Here is a 12,072-nt window from a genome sequence, read left to right as displayed (position 1 = left end):
GAAGCCGCCCGGACCGCCATCGAGGATATCGTCGCCGGCGCCGCCATGGACCTCGTCATCGCCAGCAAGCGCAGTGACTTGGTCATTGCCGCCGGCCGCGAAGATCCGGTCGTCGCCCGGCGTGCCGGTGATGACATCATCGCCATTCGTGCCCGCGATGACGAAATCGGTGCTGTATGCTCCTACCCTACCGTGGCAGGCTCAGATCACATCATTCCCGTGACAATGCCGAGCGCACGCCTTTCGTCAGAGCGTCGAGCCCTTGCGCGACTTTTCCTGCTGGACAAGTTCCTGAAGGAGTTGGTGAGCAAGGGTCTCATGTGCCACCCGCGGGTTCGTTTCGGCGGATTTGCTGCCGTAGGTTGTTGTGACGATCAGCATCTTTCGGTCAACTTTGAAGGTCCCCGAGTAGGTTCTTCCGTCGATCTTGATGTGGATCGCATGGCCTGACATGGAAACCTGATATGCCTCGTGAATGAGAACTCGCCCACGCCTCCCCAAGAGCATACTTCCACAAGGGACAGGAGACCACACTCAACGAAGTGTGCCAAGATATCGGGCAGGTAGCCGTTGCGGCCGAGCCATTCGATAAGGCGATCGAGCGGAGCGCTCTCGTCGCTCTTGCCGACCGCTATGCCAGGCACGTTTTCAATGAAGATCAACTCGGGGCCGAACCGCTCGAGTGGGAATCGGCGGGGCTGGCGGGCTACGCTCCACGATGATGGGCACCATGTCTACGCTAGCCCTCCAAATTGCCGCAGAGTGATTGGCCCGGTTCAGCTCGGCTTCGCGCTCAGGAATCGAATTTAACGTGCGACGCCTTTGGCCGTCTGCCGCGAAAATGTCCGACGCCATCGAACTACCTAGTAGTATGGGCCGACGATGAAGCGCCGAGTGAGCGGGACCGTTCAGGGGGTCGCCCGTAGATTAGTGACTTATGCCTGTTGACCGACTTCCCGGAGAATGCGCCGCAGCCACTGATGGCCCGGATCAGCATCGTGCCTTGAGTGCCATGTCTGCACCACCCGGAACTGGGGAATGTCGATCGGCGGCGGGAAGAGCCTGAGGGGTAGGCGGCCGGCAAGCGGCGTAAAGAGGCGGCGTGGTTCCGTCGCCACGAGATCGGAGGCGTCCACCAGCATTGGGGCCATCAGGAAGTGTCCGACGGTTACGGCCACATTTCGCTTGAGCCCTCTTTCCGCCAGCACGGCGTCGACATAGCCGCTCGGATTGCCCCTCATCGAGACCTGAATGTGGCGAAGGGCCAAATATCGGTCGAGATCGAGCGGTTCGCCGAGATTGGGGTGGTCGCCGCGGCCGGCGCAGATGAAGTCTTCTTCGTAGAGCAGTTCCTCCCGCATGTGTGTCGGCGGCTCCGGAAAGTTGCCCGCGATCAGTTCGACCGTTCCATCCTCCAGCATCGGCAGGCCGACGCTCCGGCTCGTATTGCGGGCGACGAGAGACAGGCCCGGCGCCTCTTGGTCGAGGCGTGCGGTCAGGCGAGGCAGAAGCACGAAGGCGGCATAGTCCGAGAGACCGAGGACGAACTGCCGTGTGCTCGCGGTCGGGTCGAAAGCACGCCCGCCACGCAGTACGCCTTGCACCTGCTCGAGGATAGATCGCACGTTCGGCGCGATGTCTTGGGCCAGCGAAGTCGGCACCATGCCACGCGGCGAGCGGACGAAGAGTGGATCGCCGAACAAAGCACGCAGCCGGTTGAGCGCGTGGCTCACGGCCGGCTGGGTCAGCCCGATCCGTTCGGCTGCGCGCGTGGCATGACCTTCTGCAAACACGGCATCGAACACCACCAGCAGATTCAGATCGATATTGGCAAGATGAACCGCATTCATGACGATGATATTATTAATGAATTGGATTTATCGCAATCGTTCAGCGATGAATCTCTGATAGGGGCACGGGGCGGCGGCTCTATCGCGCCGCATGGCCGAAGGCATGCCCCCCCGAAACCCTCTTCATGAAGCGGCTTGATGGGAGCCCAGCAGACCATGGCTCAAGACGCAAACGGCGAGCGTTTCGAACGCGGCATGAAGGTTCTCCAGCGGATCGGCGGCGAGGGTTTTGACTTGCCGATCAAACGCCTTGCAGAGGCGTCGCCGGACTTGGCGCGTTTTACGGTCGAATATTCTTATGGCGATATTCTCTCCCGCCCGGGACTGAGTTTGCCGCTACGGCAGATTTGCACCGTCTCTTGTTTGATGGCGCTGGGCAGCGTCAAACCGCAGCTCAAGTTTCATATGACAGGCTTCCTCAACGCCGGCGGGAGACCGCAGGATTTGGTCGAGTTGCTGTTCGTATCCGTGGCGGTTCTCGGCTTCCCCTCCGCCGTCGTTTCGATCGCCCTGGCGCGCGAGATCTTCCAGGAGCGAGGCATCACCTTCGAGGCCCCGCCACCGGCAAGCGACGACGGAACGCAGCGATACCGGCGCGGACTGGAAGCCCTCCTAGCGGTCAACGGCGAAGGCCATCTGCGGCCTCTTGAAGCGATCTCGCCGGACCTTGCACGCTGGACGATTGAATTCGCCTTCGGCGAGTCGCTGGCGCGCGAGGGGTTGGAACCGAAGGCCAAGCACCTCGCCATCATTTCGATGCTGGCGGCGACCGGCAACCGCGACGACGCTCTCGATTTCCATCTCAAAGTCGCCCTCAAGCAGGGCCTGTCGCCTGCAGAGGTTGCCGAGGCGCTAATGCAGCTTAGCGTCTATGCCGGATTTCCCGCCGCACTCAACGCCTTCGGTCTCGCCCAACGGGCCTTCTCGGCAGACCGCGGCGCTACAGCGATCACGGCGCCATCCGCGGCGGCACAACTGTCCGAGAGCCGGGAGTTGCGTCGGAAGCGCGGGCTCGCGACACTTGCACAGACCTCCGGAGCATCCGGTGAAACGGTCATCGGCAGCTTCGACGACATTGCACCGGATATCGGTCGGATGATCGTCGAGCACTCGTACGGCGACGTTTTCTCACGACCAGGCATCGATCCTATAATCCGCGAGCTGACGGCCTGCGCGGCCTTGGCGGCGGTCGCGACCACGACTACGGAAGCCCCGCTGCGTGTCCACATCAACGCGGCACTCAATGCCGGCGCGAGCCGCAAGGAGGTGCTCGAAACCCTCCTCAACCTCGTGCCCTACAGCGGCTATCCCGTCGTGCAACAGGCGGTGCGGATTGCCGGCGAGGAATTCGCCAAGCGCCCCGAATGAAGTGCTTGGTTGCCGCCGCATACGGCAACTTGCTCAGGGATCGTGCTGACTATCGGCCAGGCCGCCCGGCCATCGCCCGGATCGCACCTCGCCACAATTGTCGGCGCCATCTCGTCGCACGCCGCTCAGCCGGAAGCAGATCACCTTCCACCGTCGATTAGCCGGCCAGCGCCGGCCGCAAATGCGACGAGAACCTTCCGCAGCTGACTGACTCGGAGCGATGGCGCCCGCCCACGAGCTCGAGCCGGAAATCGTCCGGCTGACGGAGAAATGCCCTCCGTAATAAGGGACGGCGAGGCTTCAGGATTGTCTTGGGAGAGCGGCATGGATTGTCGCTCCGAAGTCGCCGTGGAAACGCGATCGAGCAGCCGTGCGCTGTTCAGGCCGGTATGGGATTCGGACTCGCAAAGTGGCAAGCTGCGCTTTGCCCAGGCATCACTTCGCGCAATGCTGGGCGTTCTGCCTTGCAAATGTCCTGCACCAGCGGGCAGCGGGTGTGAAAACTGCACCCCGTAGGAACGCGTGTCGGGCTGGGGACGTCGCCCTCGAGAATGATGCGCCTGGCCTTGAAATCCGGGTCCGGCTCAGGGGCCGCCGACAGGAGGGCCTGGGTGTAGGGGTGTTGCGGGGCCGAATAGATCTGCTCCTTGTGCCCGATCTCAACGACGCGTCCTAGATACATCACCATGACCCGCTCAGCGATGTGCCGGACCACGGCAAGGTCATGGGCAATGAAGAGATATGTGAAGCGCTTCTGCTCCTGCAGGTCCTGCAGAAGATTGACGATCTGTGCCTGCACGGAGACGTCCAAAGCGGAGACCGGCTCATCCGCCACGACGAAACTCGGATCAACCGAAATGGCCCGGGCAATGCCGATCCGCTGACGTTGGCCGCCCGAGAACTGGCGCGGCTTCCGGTCCATGAAGCTGGGCGATAGTCCGACCTGGTTCAGAAGTTCCGCGACCCGCTCCCGTTTCTCCCGCCGGTTGCGAACAAGGCCGAAAGCCTCGAGCGGTTCGGCGACGATGTCGGCAATGCTCCTGCGCGGGCTCAGGGACCCGTAGGGATCCTGAAACACCATTTGTGCTCTTTGGCGCATCTGCCGCATCTCGCTTCGCGAGAGCGTGTTGATGTCCGTTCCCTCGAAGAAGACGCTGCCTTCCGTCGCATCGATCAAGCGCAGCAGCAGCCGTCCCATGGTGGACTTGCCGCAGCCGGACTCCCCGACGACCGCGACGGTCTCGCCGCGATTGATCGAAAAGGACACGCCGTCCACGGCACGGACGCTGCTGCCCTTCGATCTGCGGAAAAGGCCGCCGGCCTCGCCAAAGGTCTTGCTGAGATTCTCGGTCCGGATAAGCGGCTCGATCATTGGACGGCCTCCGCCTTTGCTGTGACCCAGCAGGCCGCTGTATGGCTCTCGCCGAAGCGGAACATCGGCGGCATTTCCCTGGCGCATTCGTCAACCCGCAGCGAACATCGGGAATAGAACGGGCAGCCCTGCTTGACGGTGCCGGGCAATGGCACCGAGCCGGGAATCTGGAACAGGCGTCGGCGCTGATCCCTGAGGTGGGGGATCGATTCCAGCAGACCGCGCGTATAGGGATGACTTGGCCTGCGGAAAATCGATCGCACGTCGCCGTCTTCCACGACACGACCGGCATACATGACGATCACCCGTTCGCAGACATCGGCAATGACGCCCAGATCGTGCGAGATCAGGAGGATTGCCGTGTTCGTCGCGGACCGAACCCGCTTCATCAGTTCGAGCACCTGGGCCTGGATCGTGACGTCGAGCGCGGTTGTCGGCTCGTCGGCGATCAACAGCTTGGGGCTGCATGCGAGCGCCATCGCGATCATCACGCGTTGGCGCATCCCGCCCGAGAACTGGTGAGGATAGGCGTCGACCCGGCCCGCGGCATCGGGAATCCCCACAAGGTTCAGCACCTCGATCACCCGGCGCCGCCGCGCTTCGCGATCGAGCGCGGAATGGAGCATGATGGCTTCGCCGATTTGATCGCCAATGGTCATCAGGGGGTTGAGCGAACTCATCGGCTCCTGAAAGATCATCGCGATTTCGCGCCCGCGGATATYGGGCATTTTCGCTCGGGGCAGATCGAGAAGATTGACCCCGTTCAGCTCGACCCGGCCCTGCACAATCCGGCCCGGCGGCTCGGGGATCAGCCGCAGGATCGACAGCGACGTGATCGACTTCCCCGACCCGGACTCGCCGACGATGCCAACGGCGCCGCCGGCCTCGATCTCGAAACTCACGCCATTGACGGCACGGATGGGATTGGTCTTGGGACCGAACTCGACCGCCAGATTCTCTACTTTCAGAAGAGGTGGCGTCATTGAGCGGCCTCCGGATCGAGCACGTCGCGGGCCGCATCGCCGATCAGGTTGAAGGCCAGGACGACCATCGTGATGGCGAAGCCCGCTCCGATGATCGGCCAGGGGGAGCCAAAGATGTTCCCCAAGCCGTCGCGGATGATGTTGCCCCAGCTCGGATTGGGCGGCTGGGTGCCGATCCCGAGGAAGCTGAGGGAGGCCTCGAGCCGAATGGCCGATGCGACCCACAGCGTCATCAGCACCACGATGGGCGCCGAGATATTCGGGAGCACATGCCGGACGATGATCATGGGCGTGGTGACCCCCGCGGCGATGGCCGCTTCAACATAGGGTTCCTGCTTGACCGCGAGCGTCGAGGCCCGCGCCACGCGGGCAAAGCCCGGCACGAACGCGATGGTTATCACCGCCACGACGTTCCAGAAGCCGCCGCCGAGCACGGCTGCGATCATGATAGCGAGCAGCAGCTCCGGGAATGCCAGCAGGAGGTCGATGATCCGGGTCACCAGACGATCGATCATCCCGCCGAAATACCCGGCGGCGACGCCAAGTGCGGTACCAACGAGCGCAGCCAGCGTCGGAGAGATCAGACCGAAGATCAGCGAATTGCGTGATCCGAAGATCAGGCGCGACAGCACGTCTCGTCCGAACTGATCCGTGCCGAGCCAGTGTTCCGCCGACGGGTATGAGTTGATCGCGAGATAGCTCTGCGCCAGCGGATCATAAGGTGCAATCGCGGGCGCCAGAACGGCGATGGCAAGGAAGACCGCGATGATGATCGTCGCCAGGATCGTGGAGGGCTGGCCCAGGATGATGCTGCGCAGCAATCCGAAGCGTGGCTCTTCCGGCGCGAGAACATGGGTCTGTTCCGTGGCAAGCGTCATCACTTCACCCGAATTCTGGGATCGACCACGATGTAGGCGAGGTCGACCAGCAGGTTGATCAGAACAACAAAGAAGGCGAACACCACGACGCCCGCCTGGATGACTGGATAGTCCCGCTTGGCGATTGCGCTGATCAGGACTTCCCCGATGCCTGGCCGGTTGAAGACCAGCTCGATCGCGACCGACCCAGACAGCGTCGCCAGAAGACTGAGCCCCAGCCCGGTCGTGATCGGCAGCAAGGCGTTGCGCAGCCCGTGCCGATAGATGACGCGGTTCTCTCGTGCGCCTTTCGCCCGTGCCGTGCGGATATAGTCCTTGCCAAGGACCTCGAGCAGTGAGGTCCGTGTCAACCGGCCGAGGAAGGCCGTCTTGACCATGGCGAGTGTCACCGCCGGCAGAAACACGTGGTACATGCGGTCGAAAAATCCGGTGCCCCCGCCATTGATCGGGAACCAGCCGAGGGTCAGGGCAAACACGATCAGCAGGAGCGCCCCGAGATAGAAGTCGGGGATCGCGTAGCCGATGAGGGAGAACACGCGAACGCCGGCGTCGGGGAGCTTGTTGCGGTTGACGGCCGCGACCACCCCGAGCGGAATCCCGACGAGCAGCCCCATCCCCGTCGCGACAAGCGTCAGCTCGATCGTGTAGGGCAGATTATCGGCCAGCAGCCGGAGGACCGGCGTTCGATCGATCAGGGACTGCCCGAAATCGAGCGTCAGCATGTCCCAGATGAAGGTGAGGTACTGCTGCCAGAGGGGCGCATTCAGCCCCATTTGCTCGCGAAACAGCGCAAGCTGTTCCGCGGTCGCATAGTCGCCGAGGGCGACGAGTGCCGGGTCCCCAGGGAGCAGGCGCAGCGCGATGAACACGAGCGTCAGCACCAGCAGGACCGTCGGCACGGCATCGAGCAGTCTCGCTCCGATGACACGCAGCATGGTCTGCCCCTTTAGACGCGCGTGGCCTTGTTCAAACGCCAATAGGCGTAGCCAGACTTGACCGGGAATCCGATGTTCACACGCGGATTGCGCGCTATGACATAGGAGAGCGTGACAATCCCAAGGAGCGGCAGATCACGCAGAACCTGCTTCTCGATGTCCTGGATGAGCGCGATACGCTTGTTGAAATCGGGCTCGTCCTGAGCCTTTTCGATGAGTGCGTCGATGCCGGGAATGGCGACGCCGTAGTGGCTGTAGTTTTCCGCTCCGGTGCCATCGGCCTTGACGTCCGCTTCGGCCGACAGCAGCTGCAGGAAGGGCTGCGTCGGCACCGGCGGGTAGCTGGACGAGTACAGGGCGATCGAATTCCGGTCCTTGCGGTTCTCGGAATGCATGGTCGCATGGTCGATGATCTTGAGATCGAGGTTGATGCCGACGGCGCGCAGCTGCTCCTGGAGCATCAGCATGATCGCCGCATAATCCTCACGCTGGCTGGTGAAGCAGGGAATGGTCACGCCGTTCGGGTGCCCCGCCTCTGCCAGCAGCGCCTTGGCTTTCTTGGGATCGTAGTTGTATTGCAGCTCGGGGGGCAAATCCGCTTTCTTGACCGCTCCGGCGAATTGCGGAGCGATGACCCCGACCATCGGGACCGCAAGACCGGCAAATGCCGTTGCGATCTGGTCGCTGTTGATGGCGTAGCGGATCGCCTGCCGCACGCGGATATCGTTCAGCGGCGGCCGCGTCAGGTTCAGGTGGAGCAGGTTGAAGCTGCCGGGCGCCGTGGCGTCGAAGATCGTGCTGGCCGAGCGCTGGCGCATCGATGGGAGCCAGCCGGGAGAGCGGACGCCTTCGATCATGTCGACCTGGCCTGAGGCGAAGGCGAGGGTTCGCGCCGTCGTGTCGGCAATGAAGCGGACATGGATCGTCTTGGTAACCGCCGGTCCAGCGAAGTGATCTGGGAAGGCAGCCAGTTGGATCCCGTCGCTGGGGCTGACTGTTTCCACCTGGTATGGGCCCGTCCCGACCGGACTCATGGCGAAGTCCTTGCCCTTCTCCTCGAAGGCCTTCCGGCAGAGGATCGAGGCCGCGAGGGTGGTCACGACGCTGCCGTTGAACAGCGGATCGGGCCGTTTGAGGGTAAACTGGACGGTGTGAGGATCGAGCGCCTTGACCGCCTCGACATTGGAGTAGAGCGGCTTCTGGTTGGTCACGATCTTCGGATCAAGATGCCGGGCGAAGGTAAAGACGACATCGTCAGCCGTCATTTCACCGTAGCCCTTGTGGAACTTCACCCCTCGGCGCAGCTTGTATGTCCACGTCTTGGCATCCTCCGAGCTTTCCCAGCTCTCGGCGAGACTGGGGCGGAAGTCCTCGGGCCGGATTGCAAACGTCCCTTCGTCTGATTTCACGAGAGTATCGAACACCTGGTGAATCGCCCAGTTGTCGCCCCCGGTCATCCCGGGCTGCTGCGGATTGATGCTCGTGGGCGAACTCCGCTTTTTCATCTCGGCCTCGTCGAATTCCATTCCGAGCCCCGGGGCCGTCGGCAATTCGAAGCGGCCATCGATGGGCTCGGACGGGTTCTTCTTGAAGAGCGATCCGGCCCGCTCCCAGTTATCCGCCAATTCGACCGGTTTGCTGAGATGCATGATGGTCGACAGCACATGAATATTGGCGAGGTGGCCGACGGAAGGCTGGGTCTGGTGCGGGACGAGCTCGACGCCGTGAGCATAGGCGACGGCGGCGCATTGCATCAGCCCGGTGATGCCTCCCATCTTGACGATGTCAGGCTGCACCATGCGCACGCCGGCATTGATCAGGTCCTTGAGCCCCTGAAGCGTATAGGTCTGCTCGCCGGCGGAAACGGTGATGTCGAGGCGCTGGGCGACCTCGCCCATGGCAGCGACATGGTAGTGCTGCACGGGCTCTTCGAACCACGTGTAGCCAAGGTCTTCGAGCGCCCGGCCGACCCGCATCGCGCCGCCGACCGAATAGCCGTTATTAGCGTCGAACCCGAGCACGAACTGATCGCCCAGCGCCTTGCGGACAGCCTTGGCCTTGGCAATGTCGCCGGGAATATCGACGTCCTGCCTGGTCCGGTCKCCGTCCCAGCGGATCTTCACCGCCGCGGGCCGCTCCTTCTCCACCCGCCGCATGACGACTTCGACAACCTGATCAACCGTGCGCCAGGCATTGCCCCCAACGGAGGCATAGCAGGGTAGAGCCGTGCGCCAGGCCCCGCCGAGTAGCTTGTAGACAGGCTGGCCGAGCAGCTTTCCTTTGAGATCCCAGAGCGCGATGTCGAGCGCTGCGAGCGCGGCCGTTGTGGCCCCTTCCGGCCCAAGTTTGATGCACTTGTGGAACAAAGTGTCCAGCAGGACGGCATGATCGAGAGCATCCTTCCCGATCAGGGCCGGCGCCATGTCGTTGGCGATGATGACTAGCGAAGCCAGGCCGCCTTGCATGGGCGAGGCTTCACCCAGGCCGTATTGACCATCCTCAGTCTCGATCCGGACGAACGCGCTTCGCGCCCCCTTTGCAGACGCACCCCAATCAACCTGGAACGTCTCTACCTTGGCAATCTTCATTATGCCCCCCCTTGGTACGTTAGACCCACCTGATTATCGCAGGGCGCTCATCAGCTCACTGCGACCTATTTAGTCTCACTGAATACGAGGATGGCGTCGCGCGAACCCACTCTGCTTGGTAGCGTCGAACGGAGCCGATAGATCCACCCTAGGCCGTCGATCGGTGCCGCCCATGACGCTTTCCAGTTTGCCCGCGCCCCGCAACCCGTTGGAGAGGTCGCGTGTTCAGACATTAAAATCGGCCCGTTCTCGGTGTCGTTGGCCAGGCGGGTCGCCTCCTACTTGGCTGGGAACGTAGAGATCGGCGCAGTGCGACCGAAGAACCGTCGTTTCAAATGGCTGCATCCACCGGAACCCCACTCAGCACGGTCGGTTGATAGTAAAAGCCACCGCTCGCACCTGTCAGAACTGTTCAACTCTCGAGATGATCCGGGTCGTTGCCCGGCAGCCGCGGGATCAACTCGTCGATCGAGCGTTGAATATGCGCACGCATCAGCCGACGCACGGCAGTCGCATCGTTGCGCGCGCAGGCCTCGATGATCGCCTCGTGCTCGGGCACCATTGCGGCAAGGCGGTGGTCGGGGAAGCCGAAGCGGCGTCGCGTCGCTCCAACGAATGCATTGTGCTGATCGAGCAGAACCAGCGCGGATCGGTTCGGGCGGATCGACAGGATGCTGGTGTGGAAAGCGCCGTTGGTCGAAGAGATCGCCGCCGAATTGCCCTGGCCGATCGCGGCGGCATAATCCTTATGGATAGCCCAGAGTGCGTTGATGTCGCTAACGGTTGCAACCGCCGCGCTGTAGCCGGCCAGAGGCGGTTCAAGAGCAAGGCGGATCTCGAATAATTCGCGGATGAAGGCCCGTTCGATCGAACGAACCCGCGCGCCCCGGTTCGGTAGAATTTCAATCCAGCCCTCGCCTTCGAGCTGCCCAAGCGCCTCGCGGATCGGCGCGGGGCTCGTCCCGTAGCGCTGCACCAGCGCCGCCATTTTCAAATGTTCAGACGGCGCGAAGGTCCCGGCAACGATGTCGGCGCGGATGGCCTCGCGCAGCCGCTGATACGTCGTCGCCTGCATGAAGGGCACGATTCGGCTGGCGGGGGCCGGTGCGTCCGTCATCTCGGCGCTCTCATCGTCGATTCCACCGCCCGCCTGATCGCCGCCCGTTCGTGAAACGCAATGCGGGTTGATGCAACCCGTGCGACGCAATCAGCCTCATTCGGACGTCTTGACATTCGCCGCCTTCTGCGAAGTTATAGATATTATATAATCCGACGAAGCCGAAGATGTCCAGCCAGCCTGGGCCTCGCGACCCGGACCCTGGGTCACAACCGGCCGTGCCAAGGGATTGGAAGCGAGCACCATGGACGTGCGGCTACTGGACAAGACGCAAGACGGATCCGAACCAGGTCCTCGCGCGAGCGAAATCGTCCGTGTCGAAATTTGGATATTCAGTTATCCGATGGTCGGAGTCGGACCCGGCGGCATCGACGTGACCGGCGCGAAGTCCGCGCGCACTCGCCTCGCAGTGCGAATGGAAACGCGGGACGGCGCGCGGGGCGCCTATGTCGGCGGCCAGGCGAACTCGCTGGCCCAGGCCGCGGCCTGCGCCCGCGCTGTGCTCGGCCTCGACGTCTTCGCCCGCGAACGGGCCTATGAGCGTGTCCGCCGCCAGCTCCGCAAGGAAGACCGCATGGGCGCTGGCGTGATCGACATCGCGATGTGGGATCTGGCCGGCCATCGACTGGGCCTGTCGGTCAGCCAAATGCTCGGCGGCGGCAAGACCCGCCTCCCCGCCTACGCCTCGACCTGGTTCGGCGGCGAGGGTGGCGGCCTCACGACCCCCGAAGCCTTCGCCGACTTCGCCGAGGAATGTTACGAGCTCGGCTACCGCGGATTCAAAATGCATGGCTGGACCGACGGCAGCCCGACGCGCGATGCCGCGGCCGTGCGTCTGCTTGGCCAGCGCATCGGCGACAGGATGGCGCTGATGCATGACGCTGCCTGCCATCTGCGCAGCTTTGCCGACGCGCTCGAAGTCGGCCGGGCCTGCGATGACGCCAATTTCTTCTGGTACGAGGATCCCTATAGCGACGGGGG

9 protein-coding genes and 1 pseudogene are annotated in these 12,072 nt (G+C 63.0%); 2 read left to right on the top strand and 8 right to left on the bottom strand.

Annotation, left to right across the window (positions count from 1 at the left end; genetic code table 11):
* Both AC1D34_RS29355 and AC1D34_RS29350 read right to left on the bottom strand, forming a co-directional pair.
* Positions 1-132 (bottom strand): annotated as a pseudogene (locus AC1D34_RS29355) (hypothetical protein); the annotation flags it as partial.
* Between the two features lie 803 nt (positions 133-935).
* Positions 936-1,850 (bottom strand): LysR family transcriptional regulator, encoded by a 915-nt coding sequence (locus AC1D34_RS29350; protein ID WP_441480566.1) that lies wholly within the window; start codon positions 1,848-1,850, stop codon positions 936-938.
* 156 nt (positions 1,851-2,006) lie between these two features.
* Here AC1D34_RS29350 and AC1D34_RS29345 point away from each other — a divergent pair, with 156 nt between their 5' ends.
* On the top strand, positions 2,007-3,218 hold the full coding sequence (locus AC1D34_RS29345) for a carboxymuconolactone decarboxylase family protein (RefSeq protein ID WP_476826111.1): 1,212 nt from the start codon (positions 2,007-2,009) through the stop codon (positions 3,216-3,218).
* A gap of 379 nt (positions 3,219-3,597) precedes the next feature.
* Here the strand turns inward: AC1D34_RS29345 and AC1D34_RS29340 are convergent, their stop codons facing one another.
* The 6 genes from AC1D34_RS29340 to AC1D34_RS29315 form a co-directional block, all read right to left on the bottom strand.
* Entirely contained in the window at positions 3,598-4,590 is a 993-nt protein-coding gene (locus AC1D34_RS29340; RefSeq protein ID WP_476826110.1) for an ABC transporter ATP-binding protein, read from the bottom strand.
* Positions 4,587-5,573, bottom strand: a complete 987-nt coding sequence (locus AC1D34_RS29335) for an ABC transporter ATP-binding protein (protein WP_476826109.1) — start codon at positions 5,571-5,573, stop codon at positions 4,587-4,589. The genes AC1D34_RS29340 and AC1D34_RS29335 overlap by 4 nt, the downstream gene beginning before the upstream one ends.
* A complete protein-coding gene (locus AC1D34_RS29330; protein WP_476826108.1) occupies positions 5,570-6,451 on the bottom strand; it encodes an ABC transporter permease in 882 nt (293 codons plus the stop codon). Before AC1D34_RS29330 ends, AC1D34_RS29335 begins: the two co-directional genes overlap by 4 nt.
* The gene (locus tag AC1D34_RS29325; protein ID WP_441480561.1) at positions 6,451-7,386 is read right to left on the bottom strand and encodes an ABC transporter permease; all 936 of its coding nucleotides are present in this window, start codon (positions 7,384-7,386) and stop codon (positions 6,451-6,453) included. The genes AC1D34_RS29330 and AC1D34_RS29325 overlap by 1 nt, the downstream gene beginning before the upstream one ends.
* 11 nt (positions 7,387-7,397) lie before the next feature.
* Positions 7,398-9,974: an ABC transporter substrate-binding protein gene (locus tag AC1D34_RS29320; RefSeq protein WP_476826107.1), complete on the bottom strand. Its 2,577-nt coding sequence runs from the start codon at positions 9,972-9,974 to the stop codon at positions 7,398-7,400.
* Positions 9,975-10,386: 412 nt separating this feature from the next.
* The gene (locus tag AC1D34_RS29315; RefSeq protein WP_441492642.1) at positions 10,387-11,091 is read right to left on the bottom strand and encodes a GntR family transcriptional regulator; all 705 of its coding nucleotides are present in this window, start codon (positions 11,089-11,091) and stop codon (positions 10,387-10,389) included.
* A gap of 343 nt (positions 11,092-11,434) precedes the next feature.
* Between AC1D34_RS29315 and AC1D34_RS29310 the strand changes: the two genes are divergently transcribed.
* The coding region (locus tag AC1D34_RS29310) for an enolase C-terminal domain-like protein (RefSeq protein ID WP_476826106.1) at positions 11,435-12,072 on the top strand (638 nt) is incomplete at its 3' end.

Source organism: Allobosea sp. P1_A7 (genome assembly GCF_056406775.1).
Note: the sequence above shows the minus strand (reverse complement) of the source record. Positions and strands in the feature narration are given on the sequence as shown.